The sequence below is a fragment of the Vibrio ouci genome (assembly GCF_004551525.1).
Taxonomy (GTDB): Bacteria; Pseudomonadota; Gammaproteobacteria; order Enterobacterales; family Vibrionaceae; genus Vibrio; species Vibrio ouci.
On sequence record NZ_SATR01000014.1, the window covers coordinates 96,384 to 121,916 of the forward strand.

Genomic DNA, 25,533 nt, shown 5'->3' on the forward strand with positions numbered 1-25,533 from the left:
GAACGGCTCTGCTCCCTCATCCTGTTAGTAAGGACGTTGGTAAGCAGTTTTCACCACGGTATAGAACTCTTTCGCATACTGACCTTGCTCACGTGGACCAAAGCTAGATTCTTTACGCCCACCAAATGGAACGTGGTAGTCAGTCCCTGCTGTTGGTAGGTTGACCATCACACACCCTGTCTGAGCTTGTTGTTTGAAGATGGCGCTGTTGCGCAGGCTTTGGGTGATGATCCCGCCAGTCAGGCCAAAGCGAGTATCATTAACCACGCTAATCGCTTCATCGAGATCAGCGACTCGAATCACGCTCGCCATTGGCGCAAATACTTCTTCTTGGTTCACTTCCCAGCTATTTTGCGTATTCAGGAACAGGGTTGGCGACATGTAGTAACCTTCATGCTCAAGGTTCAAACGCTCGCCACCAAAGGCCAGTTCGGCGCCGCTTTGACGAGCTTTCTCAATCCACGCAAAGTTGGCATCTAGCTGATTACCGTCAACTACAGGTCCCATGAAGATACCCTCTTCAAGTGCATGACCCACTTTTAGCTCGCTCATACGTTTGATCAGCGCTTCAACGTAGGCATCATGAATACCATCCATAACCACTAAACGAGAAGACGCGGTACATTTTTGACCTGCACCAGAAAACGAACCGGCAATTGTTGCTTCAACCGCAATTTGGATATCCGCATCATCGGCAACCACTAGCGCGTTCTTACTGCCCATTTCTAGTTGGCAACGGACAAAGTTTGGCGCTGTAGCAGCAGCCACTTTACGACCGGTATCCACAGAACCGGTAAAGCTCACGCCATTGACCTGTTTTGAATTGATTAGAGTATTACCAACTTGAGAGCCGCTACCCAACACAAGGTTGAACGTACCTGCAGGCAAGCCTTGGCGGTGAATGATTTCAGTTAGCGCGACCGCACTTGCTGGGGTTAAATTGGCTGGTTTCCACACCACGCTATTACCAAAGGCCAGCGCTGGTGCAATCTTCCACGCAGCAGTCGCTGTCGGGAAGTTCCAAGGAGAGATAATGGCGATAACGCCAACAGCTTCGCGAGTCACTTCAACGGAGACTCCTGGACGGACAGACGCTGCGTTATCACCAATTTGACGTAGCACTTCTGCTGCAAAGTATTGAAAGAACTGACCTGCGCGATAAATCTCACCGCGACCTTCAGCAAAAGGCTTACCTTCTTCACGAGAAAGCAGCGTGCCAAGCTCATCACAGCGGGCAATCAGCTCATCACCAATTGCTTGCAGTACCGCTTGCTTGCGCTCGATAGGGGTCTTTTCCCACTCTGGCTGTGCTTGCTTAGCCGCTTGAATCGCTTGCTCTACCTGTGACTGGCTTGCTTGAGCAAAATTACCCAGGTTTTCACTGATATCCGATGGGTTGATGTTGGCGATGGTATCGACACCCGCTTGCCACTCACCACCAATGTATAGGGCCTTTTCTGCTTGAACGTTATTTATAAAAGTCATTGCTCTTTCCTTGTTCAGTTCTGACTGACAACATCAATCAGCTTCGATTCTTATCGTTAGTTGTTATTACTCTGGCTGGCTTGCTGAGGCATAAACCACAAACTCGACCAACATTTCCTCACGCGCTAGACCCGCAACGACCATAGCGGCGCGGTTTGGGTATGGCGCTTCAAAGTACTCGGCATACACTTCATTAACCGTTTTTAGATATTCGCGGTCGGTGACATAAATCAGCACTTGCAGCACTGAATCGAGAGACTCACCCGCACACTCCAAGGTGTGTACTAGATTGCTAAAAGTTTGGCGTGTTTGCGCTTCAATACCGCCTTCGACCACTGCGCCCGTATCATCAATTGGGATTTGCGCCGTGTACAAAGTGCCATTGCCGACAACTGCCCATTCAAGCGGTGCTTTAGAAGCAAATAGAGCGGTTTTTACTGGGTGTTTTTTTGTTGGAGTATTCACGTGCCTTTCAACCTTTGTAACGACTTTGTTTCAAGATGGTTAAATCATGCACATTGACACTTGATAAATCTAACGGTAAATTTTTTACATTTGATAAGTTTTTTTTATCACCCTAAATAACATCAGAGAAACAAAGGGATTGGAATGGTGGTCAGATGAGTATCAAGCTTCAACAATTAATGCATTTTGTGATGGTGGTAGAAGAAGGCGGTTTTCGAGCAGCGTCACACCGAGCGAATCGCTCTCAGGCAGCCTTATCGACATCAATCAAAGAGCTGGAAAAGATCCTCGGACAGCCGCTATTTGAAGCCGGTAACAAAGCAAAGCTGACCCCATTTGGTGAGATATGTTTACCGAAAATAATCCAGTTTCTGAATATCTATAACGCACTCGACAACGACTTAAGAGCAGCCGCTGCGGGGCAACAAGGGCGTGTAAGAATTGCTAGCGTGCCTTCGGTGGCGGCCAAACTTATCCCTAGTGTACTGGGCGCATTCAGTGAACAATTCCCCAATGTAGAAGTGAGCCTAATTGATGATAACGCCGCAGGGGTTGAAGAGAGGCTGCTTTCTGGTGAAGTGGATTTAGCGCTCGGTAACCCCTCTCACCTAGATGAAGGCGGGATAAACTTCACCTCACTTCTCTCAGATCCCATTGGTGTGGTTTGCCTGAAAGATAATCCCATTGCTCAACATCCCGAGGGAATAGAGTGGCAAACATTGCTTGAACAACCATTTATTCGCAATGGCACTTGTACCCTACTAGACCCAACTCCCGCTAGAGCGCTCAGTGAACAAGCGCTTTATTCAGTCGAGAACATTACTTCACTGTTTTCGGTATTGGAGCTCGGGATCGGCGTAACCACTTTGCCTAAACTTGCCTTTCCTACCAATGAAACTCGCTTGGTTTGGATACCGCTGATCGACCCACCGTTAGAAAGACAGATTGGCATTTTCACCTTGAGCGATCGCACCATATCGCCCCAAGCCCAAGCCTTTCATGATTTATGCATCGAGTATCTCAATTACGACAAAGCAATGTGAATTTTATCTCGGTAACGGCTCGCTAAATCGTTATGCTTTATTCAGCATACCAATAAGGAAATTAACCATGAATAAATGGCTCGTAGCATTCTTCACCTCAGCAGCACTTATGGCCTCGCCTGTTTTTGCAACAGAGCGAGCAGATATTGGCTGGGAATGGATTGAGCAAGGAGCAATGATTGTTGATGTACGCACACCACAAGAATTTGCCGATGGTCATTTGGACAATGCGAAAAACTACCCGCTCTCTGAGTTAGACAAGCATTTTGCCAACATAGATAAGGACTCGCAGATCGTATTGTACTGTCGCAGTGGTAATCGTTCTGGTAAAGCTTTTCAGTATTTAACCGCTCAGGGGTTTACTAATCTGCACAACGCAGGTGGATTAGTAGAAATGCAACAAGCCAAGTAACGACAACAGGTTTGAGAAAATAGGTATCTAGACACTTTTCACAAGGTCTAGATACCCACCCCTCTGAATTAGCCTCTAGCAGGCAAGTCTAGTAGGGTCTCACTCTCATTTATAAAGTCACATAAGCACAAGGAGACACCATGTATTTACAAACCTTGGCTTTGGCAATCTCCATTTCTCTGTTAGGCGGATTTCCAACCGCGCGTGCAGATGAAGCTACGCAGCAGCAGGTACAGCAGATGACAATACAATATCCAAATACCAAAACCGTCGATGTGGTGGACGAATACTTTGGCACCCAAGTAAAAGACCCATATCGCTGGCTAGAAGATGATCGCAGCAACGACACCGCTGGCTGGGTTGAAGCACAAAACAAAGTCACATTTGATTACCTAGAACAGATACCTTATAGGGACCAAATTGAGCAGCGTCTCACTCAGCTTATGGACTACGAGAAAGTCGGCAGTCCATTTAAAGAGGGGAAATACACCTACTTCTACAAGAATGACGGTCTACAAAATCAAGACGTTCTATATCGCCAGCTTGGCGACGGTGAACCAGAGGTTTTCCTAGACCCAAATACCTTTAGCGAAGAAGGCACAACCTCTCTTGGCGGTACGAGTTTCTCGCAAGATGGCTCGCTCTTCGCGTACAGTATCTCTGAAGGTGGTAGTGATTGGCGTAAAGTCATCGTGCTTGATGCCGCAACCAAACAGCAAATCGGCGAGACACTGGTTGATGTCAAATTCAGTGACATTAGCTGGCTACATAACGAAGGCTTCTACTACTCAAGTTACGACAAGCCTGAAGGCAGCGAACTATCAGCCAAAACCGATCAACACAAACTCTACTTCCATAAACTCGGCACTAAACAGAGTGAAGACCAGCTTATATTCGGTGGAAACGAGCAAGAAAAGCATCGCTATGTCGCGGGTTACACAACGGAAGACGGCCAGTACCTAATCATTGGCGCAATGGAGTCTACCTCTGGTAATAAGCTTTACGTAAAAGATCTGAGCAAACAAGATAGCCCATTAGTGACTGTATTGGACAACACTGACTCAGATACATGGGTAATCGATAGTATCGGTAGTAAGCTTTATCTTTCAACCAACTTAAACGCTCCAAATAAGCGCGTTGTTGTGGTCGATGCCGCCAGCCCTGAGCAAAAAAACTGGCAAGATGTGATTCCTGAAACCAACAATGTACTTAGCGTCTCGACAGCTGGCGGTAACATGTTCGCTCAATATATGGTGGATGCCACTTCGCAAGTGAAACAATACGATATGGACGGCAAGTTTATCCGCAAAATCGAGCTTCCAGATATCGGCAGTGCACATGGCTTTAGTGGAAAAGATGACGAAACAGACGTTTACTACACCTTCACCAACTATAAAATGCCAGGTACAACCTACAAGCTGAATATTAAAAGTGGTGATAGCAGTGTTTATCACGAATCAGCGGCACCGTTCGACTCCGATCTGTTTGAATCAAAGCAAGTGTTCTACACATCGAAAGACGGCACCAAAGTACCAATGATTTTGACCTATAAAAAAGGCATCAAACTGAACGGTAGCGCGCCAACTATTCTCTATGGTTACGGTGGATTTAACATCAGCCTAACCCCTGCATTTAGCCCAAGCCGCGCAGCATGGTTAGAGTTAGGTGGTATCTATGCGGTTGCTAACCTACGCGGTGGCGGTGAATATGGCAAAGAGTGGCACAACGCTGGCACCCAAATGCAAAAGCAAAACGTGTTTGATGATTTCATTGCCGCAGCAGAATTCCTAGTTGATAAAGGCTATACCTCGTCAGACAAACTGGCAATTAATGGTGGCTCTAATGGTGGGCTGCTCGTCGGTGCCGCGATGACCCAACGTCCTGAGCTGTTCAAAGTCGCACTGCCAGCAGTTGGTGTACTGGATATGCTTCGCTACCATACCTTCACCGCAGGCGCTGGCTGGGCGTATGACTATGGTACTGCCGAACAAAGTAAAGAGATGTTTGACTACCTGAAGAACTACTCCCCTGTTCATAATGTCAAAAAAGGGGTCGAGTACCCGGCGACAATGATCACCACAGGTGATCACGATGACCGTGTGGTCCCAGCACACTCGTATAAGTTTGCCGCTGAACTCCAATCTAAGCAGGCGGGGAGTAAACCAACGCTAATTCGTATCGAAACCGATGCCGGACATGGCGCAGGAACACCAACTAGCAAGATGATCAACCTTTATGCCGACATGTACAGTTTTACTCTGTTCAATATGGACGTAGAAAAGATTTAACCGTAGATAAAGTCAATAACTTAAAGCACCGCATTCGCGGTGCTTTTTTACATCAAAGTTGATACTCAACCACCAATGCCTTTTTACGCAAATAGTCTTCTCGTAACTGAGCCTGAGATTTGTCTTGGTTTTGATAGAACAACGCACCTCCTTCTCGCAGCAAGTTATAGTGTTGCTCTAACATAGCCAAAACAAACTGCACACGTTTGATTGTCGTCGAAGTACAGCTCTTACCCTCAAGGTCATCTTCAATATCCAGTACATGTGAACGGAACATCTCAAGGGTAAATAAATGTTCTAGCTTGGCATCTGAGCTTAGTGCGGTTTCTACCTTTTCTATCGACGCTTGCACACGCTCTATCACTTCTGGTTTAGCTTGATTCGCGTCTAGCCACCCGCGTTTGTCTTCCAGCATCCTCAACGCTTGTCGCTTCACCGCTTTGAAGAGCTGTAACGACTCTTTCTGTGAGTATTCTTTTTCTAATAGCCAACCAGAAAGGAAACGAGTTTCAAATCGCTCACTGGCATCAAACAGGGGGGCACTCAAGCCATTACTATTGAAGTGTTGCAGCGGTTCAAAGCGATACATGTAACCGAAGTCAAACAGCTTAAGTTGGCCTTGTTCATTCACTAACAGGTTGCCACTACACAGATCCCATTCGAATAATCCAATGCGCTCACAGGCAAGCAATGTAGAGAAGAGTTCCACCATCAAATCATCCGTAATCTCTACAATTGGCGTACCTTCAATCCATTCAGAAACGATAATCCCTAATCGGTAATTGGCATAAATCGTTTCGACAATGTGCTGAAAATCCGGCGCTGAATTCGGGTTATTCTTTTGAGTTTGAAAATCGAAGCGTCGCTGAACTTCATTGAGGAAAGAATACTGACCATCAAGGTTTTGCACTTTGGCCTGCGGTCGTTTTTTCTTCAATGTGTAGTCTTGCCCATCGATACGAATATGAAAAACCTGCGCGGTTAATCCGCTTTCGAACGTTTCGACCACATAGTCACAATCCGCTGTTGTCATCGCTAATTGTTCTGGTGACAAGGGGCATTGCTGCTCTGAGCCGACAATTAAGTTTTGTTCGCTTTGATCAAACTCTTGCTGCTGTTTTTGACGTTGATTCACGACATGCTTCCTGCTGACAATTTAGGTTCTGTCTACTTTATCAACAGTGAAGCACATCACCTCCCCCTTCACTGACTCGAAGCAAGGGTGAGTACTTGGGTGGAATACGATTAACTTACACCCTACTGCTCACGTGTTGTCATAAAAATTCATATTAATATTGGCCAAATTCGCCACCTGTTTGCTAATGTTAATCATTGACAAAACAATGCGTTAAATGGATGTGCTCATGCCTGTAGTTCTTGCCCTATTGATCAGCTTTCTCACTTGTCTACAACCTGTCTATGCTGAACAGACCAAACACTCAGAGTCTGACTTACTTGATCGTCCTTTGATGGAGCGCTACATCCTTGACGAGCTAAAATCGCTTCGCCAAGATCAGCAAGATCTAGAACGTAAGTTGATCGTTCAAATCACTGACCGCGAGCTTAGCGTTGCGGACAAATCATTAAACTACGCCAATGTGACAGTGACTTACTTCTTCTACATTATCGCAGGTGTTGCTTCAATGATCGCTTTTGTCGGCTGGCAGTCTCTGCGTGAGTTTAAAGCCAATACCAAAGAGATGGCGGATAAACGCCTTGATGCGATTGCTGATGAATATCAGAAAAAGTTCGGCGCTTTGGAGCGAGACTTAAAACGTAAAACGCGCATCATTAGTGAAAACAACAAAGAAATTGAGAAGATTAACGAGATCCATAACCTCTGGCTTCGCGCGCAAAGCATGCCAACGGCTGAGCAGCGTATTGATGTGTATGATGAAATCTTAACCCTGCGTCCGGGCGATCTCGAAGCGCTGACCTACAAGGCGGATGCAGCAATGGAAATCAAAGAGTACCACTGGGCACTGAGCTTATGTAATCGTGTGTTAGAACTCGACGATACCAACGGCCCAGCCCTATACCAACGAGCTTGTGCTTATTCTCGACTCGGCATCGAAGAACAAGCGATCGAAGACCTGACTCGCGCGATAGATGCCAGCCCTTCGATTCGCGACTTAATTGATACCGAACCGGATTTGGAAGGCATGCATGGCAACCCGCGCTTTGATGCCTTGCTCTCTGAAGGAGAAGGATAACCCTCTTTCATCACTAGCACTCATTAACATCTAGTTAAGGCATCGTTTCGACGATGCCTTTTGTTTTGTCACTGGCTCTGCGTCTCGGCAACGAGATCACTAAGACACTTTTTAGTCATCAGCCTACCCTTTATGCGATTACAAGTTAGAATCTTCATCACACATAAACCCGAAGTGGCAACACTTTATAACTAACTTAAGGAGGAATTTATGTCTTTGTGGTGTTCTATCAACCCACGCTTTTATGGCATGAAGGACCGCTCAAGAGTTTCAGATTTCGCGCTGCGATAATCTCGACTTGAGCGAATAATTACCTTTCGACGAAATACGTCACCCGAGTACCTTCCCTCAAGCTCGAAGAATTATTGTCAGCTCTGACAAAGGCCTTTTGCGCCCAAAATTCTTGAGAACATTATGAGTACTTATTTAACTGCACAGGCAGTCACCCTAAACTTCACAACTCAACCTCTTTTCAACGCGATTACTTTCACCATTCAGCGTGGCGACAAAGTTGGATTAATTGGCCATAACGGCTGTGGTAAAAGTTCGTTACTGAAATTGCTTTCCGGTCAGTTTGAACCAAGCAGTGGCGCAGTAGCCAAAGCCAATACCTGTTTGATGCGCTATGTAGAGCAGCATTTACCTGAGGCTCTCAACTCCCATTCGGTTTTATCTGCGTTATCTGAGTTCATATCAGATGATGAGATTTGGCGAGCAGAACTCTTGTTGGATGAGCTTGGCTTTTCGATACGCGAGCGCGAGATGCCCGTAGAGAACTGCAGTGGCGGTCAGCAAATGCGCCTTTTGCTAGCGCGCGCGATTATCCACCAGCCAGATCTGCTTTTGCTTGATGAACCAAGCAACCACTTGGACTTGCCCTCACTACTTTGGTTAGAGCAGTTCTTATCCGCTTGGAAAGGCTCATTTATATTGGTTTCTCACGATCAAACCTTGTTAGATCGAGTCACTAACACCACTTGGGTCATGCGTGATCAAACGCTTCATCACTTCTCCCTACCTTGCTCACAAGCAAGGCAGGCATTAGATGAGAAAGATGAAACCGATCGATTACGCCATGCGAGCGAGCAAAAAGAGATCGACCGTATAGAAAAGAGTGCTAAGCGACTGGCGACCTGGGGTAAGGTCTATGACAACGAGGATTTAGCTCGTAAAGCCAAGACTATGTTTGCCCGTAAAGAACGCTTAGAAGAACAGCAAACCGAGCTGACCGATGGCACACCTTGGGCACTGCGACTGCAAGGCGAGCGATTACCCGCCAACAGATTGCTGGAAACCATGCCTTTTTCTGTCACGCCGCCAGATAGTGCGTTGCATTTGTTTGATATGACAGAAATGCGCGTCAAAAGTGGCGACAGAATCGCGGTTCTTGGCAGTAATGGTTGCGGCAAGTCTACACTGCTTAACTTGCTCTATCGACACTACCAGAGCAAAGAGATGCCGGATATTTGCACCTCAAAATCAGTGACTTTCCATGACCGCTGTCGACTTGGTTATTACGATCAATCACTAGAGCAGCTCGACGATAACCAAACGATCAGTGACACGCTGCAATCCTTTGCTGAAATCAGCAGTGAGACTGCCAAACGCTCACTCATTAGCGCAGGTTTTGAGTATGCTCGACACGATCAGTTAGTGGCTAGCTTAAGTGGTGGTGAACGGGCAAGGCTACTATTTATCGGTTTGACCTTAGCTCGCTACCACATGCTATTTCTTGACGAACCGACCAACCACCTCGATATGGAAGGAAAAGAGGAGCTCATTCAAACTCTACAAGAGTTTGAAGGCGCTGCTTTACTGGTCAGTCATGATCGTAGTCTGATTGAGCAAAGCTGTAACCGCTTCTGGTTTGTTGAAAACGGCTCACTGACCGAATATCTCTCTGCTGAAGAGGTATACGCGCGTATTGCCGATTCAGCACCAAAATCAGCAGATTCAACCTCTGCAACGAGTTCGCCTTCGAACCCAGTTTCTCCAACTGTGGAAGCTGACTCAGAGGAGCAACTTCTTGAAAGATTGTTGGAACTGGAGAGTTTGCTTGAAGCGGATAAGCAACGTAAACCTAAACACCAAAAACCAGCCATGCAGCAAGAGTGGCAGCAGCAGATAGAGGAAATAACTGCGCAGCTATAACGACAAAAGGCACCAGCAATTGGTGCCTTTTCAATCAACCAGCTCAGTTCTAAGCCGCTTGCGGGGCGTTATAGTTACCTAGCAGCGCGTCATAAAACTCGCTGTCATTAAGCACTCCCACCAGATTGCCATCTTCAACCAATAAGATCGGCTGTCCGCTGCGCTGCTTTAATTCAATCGCCTCTCGCATGCCAATATCTGGACTGGCAACGACAACCGTTGAACTCGTAACATCTTCAATTCGGCTGGTTTCACAGTCCCACTCAATCAATGTCAGCTCATCACTTTCTACCAAACGAAGCTGATCACTGGTTTGCTCTACCCACACAGGCTGCGCAGTACATACCTGCAGTTGGCTTTGCTCTTTAGTTAACTCGCTGACTGGCTGCATCAATGAGCGACCTTTTAGGACATTAAGCGGGTTAGTGTGAGCAACAAAATCACGCACATAATCATTTTCTGGTGTAAGAATGATCTCTTCTGGCTTGCCATGTTGAATCAGTCGACCAGATTCCATAATCGCAATATTGTTACCAATTTTTAGCGCTTCATCTAGATCGTGGCTAACAAACAAAATGGTCTTATTGAGCTTCTCTTGCAGCATGATCAATTCATCTTGCAGCTGAGTACGAATGAGCGGATCAAGGGCAGAAAACGGTTCATCCATTAATAAGATATCGGTATCCATCGCGAAGGCTCTCGCTAGACCGACACGCTGCTGCATACCACCAGATAACTCATGAGGATACTTAGATTCCCACTCTGACAGACCAACCATCTCAAGCTGCTCACGGGCTTTGCTCTGGCGCTCAGATTTACCCATACCTTGCAGCTCTAAGCCGAATGCAACATTGTCCAATACCGTTAACCACGGCATTAAGGCAAACTTTTGGAACACCATGGACACACGATGGGTACGTAAGCGGCGCAAGGTTTCGTCGTCACAGTTAGCTAGGTCGACTTTCTCGTCACCATCTTTTAGCTCTAACGCGCCACGTGAAATCTCATTAAGACCATTTACCGCGCGTAGCAGGCTTGATTTGCCCGAGCCAGATAGGCCCATCAGTACGCAAATTTCACCTTCTTTGACAGTCAGGGATACATTATCAACACCAACGACTTGCGCGGTTTCATCAATAATTTCTTGGCGAGTTTTGCCGTTATCTAGCAGCTCGAGCGCCAGCTGTGGTTTATCACCAAACACCACATCGAGGTTTTTAATGGTAATCGCATCCATGATTAAGCTTCCTTCTGGTTTGGTGATTTACACAGACGATCGAGAATGATCGCCACAAGAACGATAGCCAATCCGGCTTCAAAACCTTGCGAAATATTTACTGTGTTCAACGCACGAACCACAGGTTTACCTAAGCCATCTGCGCCTACTAGAGCGGCAATCACCACCATAGAAAGCGATAACATAATGCACTGAGTCACGCCCGCCATAATGCTTGGCATGGCTGCTGGCAGCTCAACTTTAAATAGCAGCTTCATACGCGTTGCACCAAACGCTTTACCCGCTTCGACCAGTTCTTCAGGCACTTTAGTGATACCTAGGTAAGTCAAACGAATCGGCGCAGCAATCGCGAAAATGATGGTTGAAATCAGTCCAGGTACGATGCCTAAACCAAACAAGACTAGCGTTGGAATCAGGTAAACAAACGTAGGTACCGTCTGCATTAGGTCCAAAATGGGTCTTAGTAAGGTGTATAACCAAGGACGGTGAGCCGCCATGATGCCGATAGGTACGCCAATTAATACAGAAATCGTTGTCGCTGAGAAAACCAGAACAAAGGTTTCTAGCATTTCTTGCCAGTAGCCAAGGTTTAAGATGGTAAGCAGTGCACCAATAACAAACAGAACAAGCGGGATACTACGGTGTAAGTACCAAGCAATCGCCGCCGTCATAACGATTGGCATTGCAGGAGGCATCCACTTAAAAATATCTACAACAAAAAGAATGATCGTCTCTAAGAAGATCGCGATCGCATCAAACAGACCTGCAGCATTGAAGGTTAGCCAATCAACTCCTGCTTCCATCCATTGACCCAGTGGGATTTTGTTGTCAGTAATAAAATTCACAATACAGCCTTTGTGGTAATGATTATTTTAGCGTGTGAGAAAGGGTAGGCATCATGCCCACCCTAAATATTGCGCGTTAAGCTTTAGAGTTGATGTAGTTGCTTACAGCGCCTTGAGCATCTTCGCCTTTCAGAGTTTTCACTCCATCTAGCCACGCTTCAACTTGCTGTGGGTTCGCTTTTAGCCATTGCTGAGCCGCTTTCGCAGGTTTCACGTTCTGGTTAAGAATCGCTTCCATCAGCTCGTTTTCCATCTCTAGACTAAACTCTAGGTTTTTAAGCAAGTTGCCTACGTTTTGACACTCATTTAGATAGTCTTTACGTACGTTGGTATAAACATTTGCACCGCCGTAGTTCGGACCAAAGAAGTCATCACCGCCGTCTAGGTAAGCCATCTCAATGTTGCTGTTCATTGGGTGTGGTGCCCAACCTAAATAAACAATCCATTGGTTACGACGCACTGCGCGTGATACTTGCGACACCATGCCCGCTTCACTTGATTCAACTAGGCTGAAGTCTTTCAGACCAAATGCATCGCTGTCGATCATCGACTGAATCAGGCGGTTACCATCATTGCCCGGCTCAATGCCGTAGATGCGGTCTTTGAATTTATCGGCATTCTTAGCTAAGTCAGCAAAGCTCTTCACACCTGCATCGTAAACATACTTAGGTACTGCCAATGTGTACTTCGCGCCTTCTAAGTTGGCACGAACGGTTTCAACAGTGCCAGCTTCACGGTATTTAGCGATATCTCCCTCCATGGTTGGCATCCAGTTGCCAAGGAAGATATCGATATCACCGTTCGCCATTGATGAGTAAGTCACAGGTACAGACAGCAAATCTGTTTTGGTTTTATAGCCAAGGCCGTTCAGTAGTTCTGAAGTCACAGCCGTCGTCGCGGTAATGTCTGTCCAACCTACGTCAGCAAAACGTACGGTTTCACATTGGTTGGCATAAGCGTTCATCGCTAAACTGCTTAGGGCGATGGTCGAAAGTGTTTTTGTCATCATAGACATGGTGTTTTCCTTGTAATAGTTACTGACTTTTTGGAAGTTAATCCAGCTCTCTGAGTGGAGCGGTATTTCTCTGTTTTTGTTGCCAGTCTGGAGCAATCCAAACCGCTTGTTCGTTGGTTTCTAAACTTGGCTTACCAAGAATCATGTCTGCGGCGCGTTCAGCCACCATAATGGTTGGTGCGTTAAGGTTTCCGTTTGGAATGGTTGGGAAAATCGAAGAGTCCACCACGCGAAGTCCTGCAACGCCACGTACGCGACACGCTTCATCAAGCACCGCCATTGGGTCATCATCTGCGCCCATTTTGCAGCTACATGATGGGTGGTAGGCACTTTCCACGTTTTCCGTAACCCATTGGTCAATCGCTTCATCGCTTGTTACATCAACCCCCGGCTGAATCTCTTCACCGCGGAAATTGTCCATCGCTGGCTGCATCAAAATTTCACGAGTAAGACGGATACAATCGCGCCAATCTTGACGATCTTGCTCAGTTGAAATGTAGTTAAATTCAATGCGCGGCTTATCGCTTGGATTCGAAGAAGTGATCTCTATTGAGCCGCGACTTTCGGGCTTATTCGGGCCAACATGAACTTGGAAGCCATGGCCATCAAACGCAGCTTGGCCGTCATAACGCATTGCTGCAGGTAGGAAGTGATATTGGATATTTGGCCACTTCAGTCCTTTGCGTGAACGAATAAAGGCGCAAGACTCAAAATGATTAGTCGCACCTAACCCCTTACGAGTTAAGATCCATTCAGTGCCAATTAGCCCCTTACTCACCAAACCTAACTTGCTATTGAGCGTAATCGGTTGAGTACAGTGGTACTGGAAATAAACCTCTAAATGGTCTTGGAGGTTTTGGCCAACGCCCGGCAAATCATGAACCAGTTCAACGCCCGCTTCGGCAAGCACCTGCTTTGGACCAATGCCAGATAGCTGCAGCAATTGCACCGAGCCGACTGACCCCGCGCTCGACACCACTTCTTTCTTGGCAAACGCCTTGATAACGCGCCCCGACTTTTCAAACTCAACACCGACTGCGGTCTTGCCTTCCATGATCACTTTGCGTGCGACCACACCTTTCACCAAGGTTAAGTTGTCTCGTTTTAGAGCTCGTCTTAGGTAAGCATTAGAAGTCGAAGCTCTAACACCGCCATCAACCGTCATATGCATCGGGCCAAAGCCTTCTTGCTGATAGCCGTTGTAATCTTTGGTTTCTGGATAGCCTGCTTCTTTACCAGCATCAATAAAGGCTTGGTAAAGCGGGTTACGCTGCATGTCGTTACCACCGCACGTTCCTACCGGACCATTGCCACCACGGTAATTATCTTCTCCACCAATCCAACTTTCAGCACGGCGGAAATAAGGCAGACAAGATTGGTAGTTCCAACCTTTGGCGCCCTGCTCTTCCCATTGGTCAAAGTCACAAGCGTGGCCACGAACATAAACCATGCCGTTAATAGACGAGCTTCCGCCTAATACTTTTCCACGTGGGCAATGAAGCTGACGACCATCAAGCCCCTGCTCTGCAACGGTTTCAAATTGCCACGCATACTTTTCGGTATTCATTGGGTAGGAAAGAGCCGTTGGCATTTGGATAAAAATGCTTTTGTCTGTACCACCAGCTTCTAGCAGCAGCACTTGGTGCTCACCACTGTCTGTCAGACGATCCGCCAGTACACAGCCGGCCGAGCCCGCGCCGACGATAATATAATCGTAGCGTTGTTGCATGTTATCTCTCCGTAGAATCTATATTAGGCGTATGGGCTGGCGTAGTCGCCAAGCTCGATCAACACGCTTTTAGTCTGGGTGTAATGGCGTAGGGTTTCTGGGCCATTTTCGCGGCCGATACCCGAATGCTTGTAGCCACCGACAGGCATCTCTGCTGGTGAGTCACCCCAGGTGTTGACCCAACAAATCCCAGCTTGCATCTGATGTATCACGCGGTGAGCACGCGCTAAGTTTTGAGTAAAGATACCCGCTGCTAGGCCGTAATCGGTATTGTTGGCACGTTTGATCACCTCTTGCTCATCGCTAAAAGTCAGCACTGACATGACAGGGCCAAAGATCTCTTGTTGGACGTGTTCCATGTTGTCATCACAATCAACAAACACAGTTGGAGCAACAAAGTTACCTGTAACAAGATCGTTGTCAGTCACTTGATATCCGCCAGTAAGCAGCGTCGCACCGCTCTGTTTAGCGCTTTCGATAGCCGCTAAAACCTTGCCTAAATGCTCTTTAGAGATCAGCGCGCCGATTTGAGTTTGCATATCCATCGGGTCGCCAACAATCAGCTTTTCAGTACGTGCTTTTAGCTGTTCAATAAACTGCGGGTAAAGGGATTCATGGACAAAGACACGTGTGCCATTGGTGCAGACTTCGCCTTGGGTGTAGAAGTTGGCAACCATAGCGGCAGAGACAGCGTCATCAAGCTTGGCGTCTTCAAACACAATCATTGGCGACTTACCACCCAGCTCCATCGTCACTTGCTTTAATGTTTTCGCACTGTCAGCCATCACCAACTTGCCGGTACCAGATTCACCAGTAAACGAAACCTTAGCGATATCAGGGTGGGCCGTTAGCATTTGCCCAACACGGTGATCGCCTTGAACGACATTGAACACACCGTCAGGTAAGCCAGCTTCAGTAAAAATCTCGGCCAGTTTTAATGCGCTAAGCGGGGTTTCTTCTGAAGGCTTGAAGATCATGACGTTGCCTGCTGCCAGTGCTGGCGCTGATTTCCACATCGCAATCTGAATCGGGTAATTCCATGCGCCAATACCCGCACAAATCCCTAGCGGCTCACGACGAGTGTAGAAAAACTGGCTATCACTCAATGGCTGCTGTTCACCTTGTAGCGCAGGAGCTAGGCCGGCGAAATACTCGATAACATCAGCGCCCGTAGCAATATCAACTTCAATCGCTTCTTGCAGCGGTTTACCGGTATCCGCAACTTCGAGTGCCGCCAGTTCGTCGTTTCGCTGACGAAGAAGCGCTACCGCTTTCAGTAGAATACGGCTGCGCTCTGTTGGACTCATTGCTGACCATACGGCAAAACCTTGTTTCGCTGACTCCACTGCCAGTTCTAGGTCGTTTTGGCTTGCTTGAGCAACTTCCGCAAGCGGCTCACCTGTTGCAGGGTTGTATGTCACAAAGCTTTCACCAGACGTTGCCGGTTGCGCTTTGCCATCGATATAAAGTGTTTTCATTTCCATTTAAAAGTCTGACTTTTCGTTATTTTTTTGAGTAGAAAGTGAGTTGTTTGTCGAGATAATCGTTGATGATAAAGCGCGCTTTATCCGCATCAATACCTTGTGGGTTGAGCGTCCCACGCAGCCAGATGCCATCAATTAACGCGGCGATACCATGTGCAATGACCTCGGCTTGGTCGGCACCAAAAAGGGCTTTGAGTTCAATTTTAAGATGGGAGAGCAAGCGCTTTTCATTCACTCGCTGTAAACGCTTGAGCTGAGGCTCATGCATTGAGTATGACCAGAACGCTAACCAAGTTTTTGCTACCTGATTTTCTGCTTGGAATCCAACAAAGTTACCATCAACAATGGCAATAATACGCTGCTGATAGGCCTCTTTCGGCAGTCGCGCGAGGCTTTGTATAATGGTTGCAGAGTGCTGACGCAAAATCTCACGCATGGTTTCTTCAAGCAGACCATGTTTACCACCAAAATAGTGATTAATGATCCCGGTAGAAACACCCGCTTCTTTGCTGATCAAAGCGATGCTTGCTGCATGCAAACCTACGCGATCGATGACCGCCATCGTCGCTTTAACCAACTGAGGTTTCCTGATTTCTGGCATGCCAACCTTGGGCATTTTGACTTCCTTTTCTTTTTTTATTGAACGTTCAATTAAATATAAAATGCCTCAAAACCCTTTCGATCTCAAATCATTTATCTATAAATTCGATCAAAACACCCCAAAACAACCACTAACACTAATAATTACAAACTCTGAAAAACAACAAAAAATCCAAATAAAAACCCAATACATAAGCCATAACAAGAACACAAATAACTAATTAATATCAAATACTTAAACACAACCCCACGAAGAACAATCAACCTCAACCACACCAATAAACAACCCCAAACAACTCACCCTAAAATCATCTGCAAATAAATATTTAGAACGCGAAACATTTTTCTAGTTAAACAGCTCTTAGCCGCTAAACCGTCAGCAAGACCTGAACAATAGTGAGGGCAATTATTCACACCAGTGGCCAATCTCGCGACACAAAAAAATGCCCCAGAATGAGCTGATCAAACTGGGGCAAATTTATGTTCAAACTAGTGCGGCGAATGACACGCGGTAAGATTGAACTCTAGCGCAGGCTTAAGCAATTTTGGCGGCGGGAGCTGTCCATCACGACCTTCTCTTATTTCGACAAATTGCGCGCGAGTGGTGAGCTCATCCAACATGACATTGTCGTGTTTTTCTTCACCAATCGTGGTTTTAAAATGGAGGTTTTCGACCTTATCTGGGTAGTTGTGGCACAGATAGACGTCGGTACTGTCTTTTAGCTCATAAAGCTTTCGAATTGACTCAAACATCTTCTCGGCACTGCCTCCAGGGAAGTCTGCACGACCAGTACCGTGATAAAACAATGAATCGCCGACAAACAACGCATCACCAATTTTAAACGTTAAATCTGACGGTGTATGACCCGGCGTACTCATCACCTCTAAATGGGAATTGCCGAAGTCCATTTCTTCATTCTCCAATAAGAAATGCTCGAAGTGGTATAGCTCGCTAAGGCAAAGATCGCCTTTCCATTGTGCGTAGACTTCTTTCACCCCTTCAGAGACGTAAATTGGCGCGTCTAGGTGCTGACTAAGATAGAACGAGCCAGACAGGTGGTCGGCATGAATGTGGGTTTCTAAAATAGCGACGATATGGAGTTGCTCCGCCTTAATGTGCGAAATAATCTCATGTGCCGATTCGTAACTTATTTTATCTAAATCAAGATCATAGTCGGCCACAGGATCTATAATAATCGCTTCATTGGTATCGCCATCAGCGACAACGTAGCTAATTGTCCCAGAGCTGGGATGGAAGAAATGTTGAATATTCTGAGATGCCATTTTGCCCCCTCAGGAAAACGCTTCCTTATTTAATAACAAGACACTCAACAATATTCAGTGTAGCCGCTCGGATCCTCTTTGAAGGGTAGAAAATAAAAAAGGCTCCGATGCCAAGCAGCGGAGCCTTTCAAATCATGGTGTTAGCAATTAAGCATTTTCTGCGTCTTCAACCATCGCTTTAGATAGCGCTTCCGCAACCTTGATGCCGTCAATACCTGCCGACAAGATACCGCCTGCGTAACCTGCGCCCTCACCTGCTGGGAAGAAGCCTTTTAGGTTAACACTCTGGAAGTCTTTACCACGCTTGATACACACTGGTGAAGATGTACGAGTCTCTACGCCTGTCAGTAGACCATCGTCCGATGCAAAGCCTTTGATCTTCTTGTCGAACGCTGGAATCGCTTCACGAATCGCTTCGATTGCGAAATCCGGTAGCGCTTTAGAGATATCTGTTAGGTGGATACCCGGAGTGAATGACGGCTGAACATCACCAATCTCACTAGGATCGCGACCTTTCAGGAAGTCACCAATCTTCTGCGCTGGCGCATCGTAGTTTTCACCACCAAGAACATAAGCACCTGACTCAAGCTCACGCTGGAAACGGATACCTGCTAGTGGGTCACCTGGGTAATCACGCTCTGGGTCGATGCCGACAACGATAGCGCTGTTTGCGTTACGCTCTGAACGAGAGTATTGGCTCATGCCATTCGTTACTACGCGGCCTTCTTCAGACGTTGCAGCAACCACAGTACCACCTGGACACATACAGAAGCTGTACACAGTACGACCATTCTTACAGTGGTGAACCAGTTTATAGTCCGCCGCGCCAAGGATAGGGTTACCCGCATTTTTACCAAAACGAGCTTCGTCGATCATTGACTGCTTATGTTCGATACGGAAACCAACCGAGAAAGGTTTTGCTTCCATGTAAACGCCGCGCTCATGTAGCATTTCGAATGTATCACGCGCACTGTGACCAACAGCAAGTACCACGTAGCGAGATTTGATCTCTTCGCCGTTTGATAGCGTTAGACCTGTAATTTGCTCGCCATCCATATGGATATCATCAACACGAGTGCTAAAGCGGATTTCACCACCCAGTTCGATGATTTTCGCACGCATTTTCTCGATCATCGTAACCAGTTTGAAAGTACCGATGTGCGGCTTACTTACGTACATGATCTCTTCTGGAGCGCCTGCGGCTACAAATTCAGTCGTCACCTTTCGGCCGTAGAAGTTTGGATCTTTAATTTGGCTGTATAGCTTACCGTCAGAGAATGTACCTGCACCACCTTCACCAAACTGTACGTTTGATTCAGTGTTCAGTGTACGCTTACGCCAGAAGCCAAACGTATCTTTAGTACGTTCACGCACTTCTTTACCACGCTCAACCACGATAGGTTTAAAGCCTGATTGCGCAAGAATCAGCGCAGCAAATAGACCACATGGGCCAAAGCCGATAACGACTGGACGCTCTGTTAGGTTCTCTGGCGCTTTCGCAACGAACTTGTACTCCATGTCTGGAGTCTCTTTTACGTGCGGGTCACTAACGAATTGCTCTAACAGCTCAGCTTCATTTTCAACGATCACGTCTAACGTGTAGATAAGTAGGATGTTGGCTTTTTTACGAGCATCGTAGCCACGTCTAAATACATTGTAAGAGATGACTTGGTCTTCAGAGATGCCAAGTTTCTTGGTGATGGCAGCAGTTAGTGCCTCTTCCTCGTGATCAAGAGGAAGCTTGATTTCATTTAAACGTATCATGTTGATGTCTCGTATCGATAGGTGTCTTAGCCAAAACCGTTTGACGAACGGTCAGCTCACAATGGCGCGCATTTTACGAGAAATTGGTTTGTCTGTCATACTAATTCATAGTTAGGAAATAACATTCCCGATTTAGGATATTGAATTTTGGCTTAGGATGAGTATTATCCCCTATCTTCAAATTCACTCGGTCAACTGGCCTTAAACTTAAGAGCATTCATCATGGCGTTTGTCGTAACTGATAACTGTATCCAATGTAAATACACTGACTGTGTCGCTGTATGCCCGGCAGATGCGTTTCATGAAGGTCCAAACTTTATGGTCATCAACCCAATCGAGTGTATCGATTGTGGTCTGTGTGTTGATGAATGTGACGCTCACGCGATCTTCCAAGAAGATGAAGTGCCAGACGATCAAACTCTCTTCATTGAGTTAAATGCTGAGCTAGCCGAACTATGGCCAGTACAAACCGAAGTAAAACCAGCGATGGATGAAGCAGAAAAGTGGAATGGTGTGCCTGATAAATTGGGCATGTTAGAAAAGTAATTAGCACATTTCTGCGCAAACTAGATACACAAAGAGGGCTGACAGTAATTGTCAGCCCTCTTTTCGTTCTTGCGGTACCTAAAGACTACCTTTCGCCCAACACTTCAAATTCATCATAAGTTAGGCGTGCTTTGCCATCGTCTTGCATCGTCCAAACTTCTTTATGAACCACACCGAAGGCTTTGTTCATCGTCCATTTCGAAGCCAAAATGTAGCTCTTCTCGTCGACCTTCTCCCAAGTTGTTTCTTGGTAGGCAACCTCTGAAAAGCCCTGAACCATAATGTTTTGCCAAAACGCTTGGATTTGTTCGCGGCCTTCAAACGTACCAAATGGTTTCGCCACCATGGTTGTGCCTTCGGCATATTGCTCTGCACAGCCTTTTGCATTTTGGCTGTTAAACGCTACTTTCCAAGCTTCAATACCCGCTTGGCATGCTACTAATACTGAATCGTTCATTTTCCTTACCTTCTCTGCTGTCTGGTCAAACCCAATCCACGGTTTCACTTGTGTGTGATAAGTCAGAAACCTTTGGGTCGTCTTTCGAATGAACTCAATATAGGCTTATTAATTAGCCTGAAAAACAATATAATTAGAAAACACAGTTCCAGAAAAGCAAACAATATGAACAAACATAAACAGATGCTGATCTTTAAAACGATCGTAGAGGCAGGATCTATCACCAAGGCCGCTGAAAAACTGGGACTGTCTAAGTCGGTTTTAAGCACTCATCTAAAGCAACTAGAAAGCAGTCTAGAACTGGTATTGCTCAAACGAACAACTAGGCAACAGTCGCTCACTCCTGCGGGGGAAAAGTTCTATGCGCACTGCGTATCCATGAACGATATTGTCTCTTTAGCATGGGACGACATCCGACGCTTTTCGTCTGAGCCATCTGGCACTCTCGCCATCACCGCCCCAAATGCTCTGATGGAACATTTACTCATCCCTGCCCTATCTGAGGCGTTTCAACCGTTCCCAAAAGTGTCACTCAAACTCATCGCCGATGACCATAAACTGGCGCTGATGAAAAATGATATTGATTTGGCAATTCGAGTCGGTAGCTCACCGGACAGTAACTACAAACAGAAAAAGATTGGCGAGTTCAAAGACTGGTTATGCCAAGCTAACTCGACTCAAACAACGCCCGTCGAGAACCGTTATATAGCCAATCAGTGGCAAGGGAATATCATCAAACACAATGTCACTCATTGTGTTACTAAGGAAAAGCTCACTTGGGAATTTCCTGCCCATCATCAAGCTAACAGCATTAATCAGGTCGCTTTAATGGTGGAACAAGGCTTAGGTATAGGGTTAATCCCAGAGTTTATTGCGATGAAGAATCCCAACATTGAACGCTATCAACCAGACTATGATCTTGCGAAAAATAGCGTCTATGCGTTGCACCCTTACACCGGCCCGATGCCAAAATCTGTGCAATTGGCTATTAACTCCATCGAGAAAAAGCTAAGCGAAATAACCGTGTAAAGCCATTTACCTACCCCAAAGTCCCTATTAGCGATAAATAAATTATCACCAATAATTTGTCTCCAATAACGTCCTCTTGTTGACTGGATAACCTCGAACGAGTTTGGTACATAAATGTACTGAACTCCGTTATCTCATCCCTGTTTAAGGAGACTACTATGATGATGCGGTGGCTTGCTTTTATCCCTATCCTACTGTGGACCAGTTTTACCCTAGCCTCAGATCGTACTACCGAAGTTCTGTTTCTATCACACCAAAACGTATCACTCTGTATGCCACCTTTCGATATGCAAGATGGCGACGAGTATCGATGCGGTAAAGAGTCTGAACCATATATATTTCAATCAGAGTGCTTAACGGACTTCGACACCGCCTACCCTTGCACTTCGATACTCACTACGGTTACGGGCTCACCAAACCTTTCAAGAGAAGAGTTCGAGGCTCAAGTTGTCGATTTATATGACAACTATGGCCAAAAAATTCGACAATTTATCTACAACGAAGGAAAAAAAGTCCAGTTGCCAGAAGCGATGATTAACCAACTTGTGTATGAGGAGTTTAATGAGGTATATCAGGGAGGACGTTTTAACTCAAATGAGAGTGATGACATCAGTCACGTCGAGTCAGCTGAGAGTACATTGTCCACTTACCCTCAACTCTATGCCTACACCAGCAGCCGGTACCGAGCGAGAGTTAATAGCAATATCGTTCTATCCAGTAGTCACCGCTATTATGGCCATGCGCAACGAAGTGGCCGCTACCGATTTACTAGTCACCTAAATGCGGGCAATAGTACCAGTAGGAGCGCTCACAACGAGTACTCTCTACGAAAAGGTCAGTATTTCAATCAACGTCACCGCATTGTGCTGACGACCGTATATAGGGGTACAGGTGACTGGATAACCACGGCAAGCTCTCGCTTATCGGGTGCGATGATTGGTCATATATCAGATAGAGGCAGAGTTCACGTGACCCAATAGACACTTCAGTTTCTGCTAGGTTATGTCGGCGACTCTGCTTGCTAGCAAAGCTTCACCTAAACTCGATAGTCGTAGCGCTTAAACCACTGCTCAAAGAACTCGATAAACTTATATACCTTTAGGGGTGTATAAGTTCGCTCTGGGTACACAAGACTGATGGTAATCTTACCCTCTTGATAATTTGGCAATAACGACACCAACCTATTTTGCTCAAGCATTCCTGTTTGCGAGGGCTTAGGCAGAAAGCCCATTCCCGTTCCTTGCTCGACAATATGACGAACGATCGCTGTGCTATTCACTTTAACCCTACGATTAAACGTCACCTGTTCAACCTTACCTTGCTTTTCAAATGTGAAGGTACTTGTTCGTGCATTACGATGAGAAATTAACTGATGATTAGTCAGCTCAGCCGCCGTTTTGGGGTGGCCATACTCAGCTAAATACTCCGGAGAAGCCATCAAGTGAATCCCCAAATCACCTATTCGTTTATAGATGAGCGTAGAGTCCGGAAATTCTGCACTGGCCCGAATACAAACATCGAAGCCTTCTTCGACCATATCAACAAAGCGATCTTCAACCGAAATATCTAGCTCAATCTCAGGATACTGTTTTAAAAAACCTGCACATAGATTAGCGCTGTCTCGATCGCCCAGAACACTCGGCATACTCACTCGCAGTAACCCTGAAGGTGTTCCTCTCAGCTCGGCGATTTCACTTTCCGCAATCGACAATTGAGTGACTATTTTTCGGCAATGTTTAAGAAATGATTGGCCCGACTCAGTCAACGTTAGAACACGCGTGGTTCTTTGCAATAAACGAGTACCGAGGGATTTCTCCAATGCCGAAATCTGTTTGCTCACATAAGAAGGTGTGGTGTTTAGCTCATCGGCTGTTTTTGAAAAATTTCCCGTTTCGGTCACCCGAATGAATATCCGCATTGCGTTGAGCTTGTCCATGCTTGCTGTCGCTTTATTTGTTCCAATATGGAAAAACTGTTAACCAACAAGGTATGTTTATCAACCGAATAGGAATAAATACCATGACTCTCGATTCGTAAATGGAGAGACATCATGAAAGCTGTTCAACTTAATGAAACAGGACGAGTAGAAATTCGAGATATCGCCGTTCCAGAACCAGAGCACGATGAGATTCTGATTAAAGTTGCGGCGGTCGGCATCAACCCTGTCGATTGGAAAATTGCGTCAGGGCAACTTGACCAGTTGATTAATCAACCCTTACCTCTCACCCTAGGCTGGGATGTAGCAGGGGAAGTGGTTCATGCAGGCAAAGGCTACCTTGCAGGAGATAAAGTTTACGGCATGAAAGCCATCGGCCAAGAGGGTGCGCTATCGGAATACTGCACCATCAAGCGTTCACTGCTTTCACTTGCACCTAAGACCTTAGATATTGTAAAAGCGGCCTCTGTCCCTATGGTTAGCTTAACTAGCTGGCAAGCCTTATTCACAGCAGGAAACATTCGTCGCCATCAGCGTGTTCTAATTCAAGCGGGCGCCGGTGGGGTTGGTTCAATCGCGATTCAATTGGCCAAAATCATGGGGGCTTATGTAATTGCCACCACCTCGGCAAAAAATAGAGATTACGTACTTGATCTCGGTGCAGATGAAGTGATTGATTACCGGACAAGCAACATTATCGATGTCCTAAAAGACAACCCCGTTGATTTGGTTCTTGAATCTCAATCAGGGGAGTTTCAGCTCGAAGCGATTGAAGTGCTAAAACCAAAGGGAAAACTGGTGAGTATTTCGTGGATTCCGCCGGAAATCATAAAAGCCGCAGAGAGAAAAGGCGTCGAAACAGAGTTTGTTTTCGTTCAATACAATGCAGAGCATTTGCGTCACATTACCGACTTAATTGATGACGACCAGCTTAAAGTGACTATCAGTGGTCAATATCATTTCGAGGACATTGCTAAGGCTTACGATGAGAGTAAACAAGGCCGAGTGCGAGGGAAACTGGTCGCCACTTTCTAATTCTTATGCCACATAATCCGTAGACGATTACCTCATTTCTCTTATGTATGGAACCACAAAAGAAAAAGCGCAGTGATTGGCCATCACTGCGCTTCATTATGTTCTGAGGTTAGTCTTTAGCTGTGCTGACCGCGTAGGTTATCCAGAATAATGCCTGTCGCCATTGCTACGTTCAATGACTCAGCTGGAATGGTGTACCTGATAAATTAGGCATGTTAGAGAATTAGCAAAAGCACAAAATTATGAAGGGCTGGCGTAATACGTCAGCCCTTTTTTAAATCGTCATCCTCAAGAACGAGGAACGAGTGAGTTGGGGATCTCTAAAAGTCTACTGCGGACTTTTGTTTGGACAGAAATGAGTTTCAGGAACCCCCCTCTGGCAGGATAGTTGTCACTGTTAAAATTTAACCAGTTTGGGCGGTAAGAATGAATTGTGTCTCGTATTCCAGCAGAAAGAAAAGAAGCCATATTGAAGAAGCTACTGCCTCCATATTCAATGTCAGTAAGCCAGTTGT

The 25,533-nt window shown here is 46.1% G+C and carries 22 protein-coding genes and 1 pseudogene; 9 read left to right on the top strand and 14 right to left on the bottom strand.

Annotation, left to right across the window (positions count from 1 at the left end):
- Positions 1–24: 24 nt before the first annotated feature.
- Together ELS82_RS11040 and ELS82_RS11045 are read right to left on the bottom strand one after the other, a co-directional pair.
- Positions 25–1,485 (bottom strand): aldehyde dehydrogenase family protein, encoded by a 1,461-nt coding sequence (locus ELS82_RS11040; RefSeq protein WP_134835535.1) that lies wholly within the window; start codon positions 1,483–1,485, stop codon positions 25–27.
- Between the two features lie 66 nt (positions 1,486–1,551).
- Positions 1,552–1,950, bottom strand: a complete 399-nt coding sequence (locus ELS82_RS11045) for a RidA family protein (RefSeq protein ID WP_134835536.1) — start codon at positions 1,948–1,950, stop codon at positions 1,552–1,554.
- 155 nt (positions 1,951–2,105) lie between these two features.
- Here ELS82_RS11045 and ELS82_RS11050 point away from each other — a divergent pair, with 155 nt between their 5' ends.
- The 3 genes from ELS82_RS11050 to ELS82_RS11060 all read left to right on the top strand — a co-directional run bounded on the left by ELS82_RS11050 (position 2,106) and on the right by ELS82_RS11060 (position 5,693).
- Positions 2,106–2,993 (top strand): LysR family transcriptional regulator, encoded by an 888-nt coding sequence (locus ELS82_RS11050; RefSeq protein WP_053439469.1) that lies wholly within the window; start codon positions 2,106–2,108, stop codon positions 2,991–2,993.
- A 67-nt stretch (positions 2,994–3,060) separates the two neighbouring features.
- A complete protein-coding gene (locus ELS82_RS11055; protein ID WP_134835537.1) occupies positions 3,061–3,405 on the top strand; it encodes a rhodanese-like domain-containing protein in 345 nt (114 codons plus the stop codon).
- A gap of 140 nt (positions 3,406–3,545) precedes the next feature.
- Positions 3,546–5,693 carry a prolyl oligopeptidase family serine peptidase gene (locus ELS82_RS11060; protein WP_134835538.1) on the top strand — a complete coding sequence of 716 codons (2,148 nt, stop codon included), beginning with the start codon at positions 3,546–3,548 and terminating at the stop codon, positions 5,691–5,693.
- A 52-nt stretch (positions 5,694–5,745) separates the two neighbouring features.
- On the opposite strand, the gene ELS82_RS11065 is transcribed toward ELS82_RS11060, so the two are convergent.
- The gene (locus ELS82_RS11065; RefSeq protein WP_134835539.1) at positions 5,746–6,828 is read right to left on the bottom strand and encodes an AarF/UbiB family protein; all 1,083 of its coding nucleotides are present in this window, start codon (positions 6,826–6,828) and stop codon (positions 5,746–5,748) included.
- 217 nt (positions 6,829–7,045) lie between these two features.
- Between ELS82_RS11065 and ELS82_RS11070 the strand changes: the two genes are divergently transcribed.
- Together ELS82_RS11070 and ELS82_RS11075 are read left to right on the top strand one after the other, a co-directional pair.
- Complete coding sequence (locus ELS82_RS11070; protein ID WP_208733159.1) at positions 7,046–7,906, top strand: tetratricopeptide repeat protein; 861 nt, start codon at positions 7,046–7,048, stop codon at positions 7,904–7,906.
- A gap of 414 nt (positions 7,907–8,320) precedes the next feature.
- Complete coding sequence (locus ELS82_RS11075; protein ID WP_134835541.1) at positions 8,321–10,057, top strand: ABC-F family ATP-binding cassette domain-containing protein; 1,737 nt, start codon at positions 8,321–8,323, stop codon at positions 10,055–10,057.
- Positions 10,058–10,106: 49 nt separating this feature from the next.
- Here the strand turns inward: ELS82_RS11075 and choV are convergent, their stop codons facing one another.
- From choV to ELS82_RS11115, 8 genes are all read right to left on the bottom strand, one after another.
- Positions 10,107–11,294, bottom strand: a complete 1,188-nt coding sequence (gene choV / locus ELS82_RS11080) for a choline ABC transporter ATP-binding protein (protein ID WP_134835542.1) — start codon at positions 11,292–11,294, stop codon at positions 10,107–10,109.
- 2 nt (positions 11,295–11,296) lie between these two features.
- Positions 11,297–12,139 carry a choline ABC transporter permease subunit gene (gene choW / locus ELS82_RS11085; protein ID WP_134835543.1) on the bottom strand — a complete coding sequence of 281 codons (843 nt, stop codon included), beginning with the start codon at positions 12,137–12,139 and terminating at the stop codon, positions 11,297–11,299.
- Positions 12,140–12,215: 76 nt separating this feature from the next.
- Positions 12,216–13,154 carry a choline ABC transporter substrate-binding protein gene (locus ELS82_RS11090; RefSeq protein ID WP_134835544.1) on the bottom strand — a complete coding sequence of 313 codons (939 nt, stop codon included), beginning with the start codon at positions 13,152–13,154 and terminating at the stop codon, positions 12,216–12,218.
- A 37-nt stretch (positions 13,155–13,191) separates the two neighbouring features.
- Entirely contained in the window at positions 13,192–14,883 is a 1,692-nt protein-coding gene (betA, locus tag ELS82_RS11095) for a choline dehydrogenase (RefSeq protein ID WP_134835545.1), read from the bottom strand.
- Between the two features lie 23 nt (positions 14,884–14,906).
- Positions 14,907–16,367, bottom strand: coding sequence for a betaine-aldehyde dehydrogenase (betB, locus tag ELS82_RS11100; RefSeq protein WP_134835546.1), 1,461 nt, complete (start codon positions 16,365–16,367; stop codon positions 14,907–14,909).
- Between the two features lie 19 nt (positions 16,368–16,386).
- Positions 16,387–16,983 carry a transcriptional regulator BetI gene (gene betI / locus ELS82_RS11105; RefSeq protein ID WP_134835547.1) on the bottom strand — a complete coding sequence of 199 codons (597 nt, stop codon included), beginning with the start codon at positions 16,981–16,983 and terminating at the stop codon, positions 16,387–16,389.
- A gap of 473 nt (positions 16,984–17,456) precedes the next feature.
- A complete protein-coding gene (locus ELS82_RS11110) occupies positions 17,457–18,251 on the bottom strand; it encodes an MBL fold metallo-hydrolase (RefSeq protein WP_134835548.1) in 795 nt (264 codons plus the stop codon).
- A 147-nt stretch (positions 18,252–18,398) separates the two neighbouring features.
- On the bottom strand, positions 18,399–20,015 hold the full coding sequence (locus ELS82_RS11115) for an NAD(P)/FAD-dependent oxidoreductase (protein ID WP_134835549.1): 1,617 nt from the start codon (positions 20,013–20,015) through the stop codon (positions 18,399–18,401).
- A 222-nt stretch (positions 20,016–20,237) separates the two neighbouring features.
- Here ELS82_RS11115 and fdxA point away from each other — a divergent pair, with 222 nt between their 5' ends.
- Positions 20,238–20,561, top strand: coding sequence for a ferredoxin FdxA (fdxA, locus tag ELS82_RS11120; protein WP_004746605.1), 324 nt, complete (start codon positions 20,238–20,240; stop codon positions 20,559–20,561).
- 85 nt (positions 20,562–20,646) lie between these two features.
- Here fdxA and ELS82_RS11125 read toward each other — a convergent pair whose 3' ends face one another.
- Entirely contained in the window at positions 20,647–21,018 is a 372-nt protein-coding gene (locus tag ELS82_RS11125; protein ID WP_134835550.1) for a Cif family virulence factor, read from the bottom strand.
- A 165-nt stretch (positions 21,019–21,183) separates the two neighbouring features.
- Here ELS82_RS11125 and ELS82_RS11130 point away from each other — a divergent pair, with 165 nt between their 5' ends.
- Together ELS82_RS11130 and ELS82_RS11135 are read left to right on the top strand one after the other, a co-directional pair.
- Complete coding sequence (locus ELS82_RS11130; protein ID WP_134835551.1) at positions 21,184–22,047, top strand: LysR family transcriptional regulator; 864 nt, start codon at positions 21,184–21,186, stop codon at positions 22,045–22,047.
- A 158-nt stretch (positions 22,048–22,205) separates the two neighbouring features.
- Positions 22,206–23,027, top strand: a complete 822-nt coding sequence (locus ELS82_RS11135; RefSeq protein ID WP_134835552.1) for a hypothetical protein — start codon at positions 22,206–22,208, stop codon at positions 23,025–23,027.
- A 56-nt stretch (positions 23,028–23,083) separates the two neighbouring features.
- Here the strand turns inward: ELS82_RS11135 and ELS82_RS11140 are convergent, their stop codons facing one another.
- Positions 23,084–23,983: a LysR family transcriptional regulator gene (locus ELS82_RS11140; RefSeq protein WP_134835553.1), complete on the bottom strand. Its 900-nt coding sequence runs from the start codon at positions 23,981–23,983 to the stop codon at positions 23,084–23,086.
- Positions 23,984–24,097: 114 nt separating this feature from the next.
- Here ELS82_RS11140 and ELS82_RS11145 point away from each other — a divergent pair, with 114 nt between their 5' ends.
- Positions 24,098–25,018, top strand: a complete 921-nt coding sequence (locus tag ELS82_RS11145; protein ID WP_134835554.1) for an NADP-dependent oxidoreductase — start codon at positions 24,098–24,100, stop codon at positions 25,016–25,018.
- Positions 25,019–25,134: 116 nt separating this feature from the next.
- On the opposite strand, the pseudogene ELS82_RS27695 reads toward ELS82_RS11145, so the two are convergent.
- Positions 25,135–25,218 (bottom strand): annotated as a pseudogene (locus ELS82_RS27695) (RNA methyltransferase); the annotation flags it as partial.
- Between the last annotated feature and the right edge of the window lie 315 nt (positions 25,219–25,533).

What these genes read in the sequence shown, in the direction of transcription:
- ELS82_RS11040 (WP_134835535.1), bottom strand. Translation starts at nt 1,485, where the DNA reads ATGACTTTTATAAATAACGTTCAAGCAGAAAAGGCCCTATACATTGGT.
- ELS82_RS11050 (WP_053439469.1), top strand. Translation starts at nt 2,106, where the DNA reads ATGAGTATCAAGCTTCAACAATTAATGCATTTTGTGATGGTGGTAGAA.
- ELS82_RS11055 (WP_134835537.1), top strand. Translation starts at nt 3,061, where the DNA reads ATGAATAAATGGCTCGTAGCATTCTTCACCTCAGCAGCACTTATGGCC.
- ELS82_RS11060 (WP_134835538.1), top strand. Translation starts at nt 3,546, where the DNA reads ATGTATTTACAAACCTTGGCTTTGGCAATCTCCATTTCTCTGTTAGGC.
- ELS82_RS11070 (WP_208733159.1), top strand. Translation starts at nt 7,046, where the DNA reads ATGGATGTGCTCATGCCTGTAGTTCTTGCCCTATTGATCAGCTTTCTC.
- ELS82_RS11075 (WP_134835541.1), top strand. Translation starts at nt 8,321, where the DNA reads ATGAGTACTTATTTAACTGCACAGGCAGTCACCCTAAACTTCACAACT.
- choV (WP_134835542.1), bottom strand. Translation starts at nt 11,294, where the DNA reads ATGGATGCGATTACCATTAAAAACCTCGATGTGGTGTTTGGTGATAAA.
- ELS82_RS11090 (WP_134835544.1), bottom strand. Translation starts at nt 13,154, where the DNA reads ATGTCTATGATGACAAAAACACTTTCGACCATCGCCCTAAGCAGTTTA.
- betA (WP_134835545.1), bottom strand. Translation starts at nt 14,883, where the DNA reads ATGCAACAACGCTACGATTATATTATCGTCGGCGCGGGCTCGGCCGGC.
- betB (WP_134835546.1), bottom strand. Translation starts at nt 16,367, where the DNA reads ATGGAAATGAAAACACTTTATATCGATGGCAAAGCGCAACCGGCAACG.
- betI (WP_134835547.1), bottom strand. Translation starts at nt 16,983, where the DNA reads ATGCCCAAGGTTGGCATGCCAGAAATCAGGAAACCTCAGTTGGTTAAA.
- ELS82_RS11110 (WP_134835548.1), bottom strand. Translation starts at nt 18,251, where the DNA reads ATGGCATCTCAGAATATTCAACATTTCTTCCATCCCAGCTCTGGGACA.
- ELS82_RS11115 (WP_134835549.1), bottom strand. Translation starts at nt 20,015, where the DNA reads ATGATACGTTTAAATGAAATCAAGCTTCCTCTTGATCACGAGGAAGAG.
- fdxA (WP_004746605.1), top strand. Translation starts at nt 20,238, where the DNA reads ATGGCGTTTGTCGTAACTGATAACTGTATCCAATGTAAATACACTGAC.
- ELS82_RS11125 (WP_134835550.1), bottom strand. Translation starts at nt 21,018, where the DNA reads ATGAACGATTCAGTATTAGTAGCATGCCAAGCGGGTATTGAAGCTTGG.
- ELS82_RS11130 (WP_134835551.1), top strand. Translation starts at nt 21,184, where the DNA reads ATGAACAAACATAAACAGATGCTGATCTTTAAAACGATCGTAGAGGCA.
- ELS82_RS11135 (WP_134835552.1), top strand. Translation starts at nt 22,206, where the DNA reads ATGATGATGCGGTGGCTTGCTTTTATCCCTATCCTACTGTGGACCAGT.
- ELS82_RS11140 (WP_134835553.1), bottom strand. Translation starts at nt 23,983, where the DNA reads ATGGACAAGCTCAACGCAATGCGGATATTCATTCGGGTGACCGAAACG.
- ELS82_RS11145 (WP_134835554.1), top strand. Translation starts at nt 24,098, where the DNA reads ATGAAAGCTGTTCAACTTAATGAAACAGGACGAGTAGAAATTCGAGAT.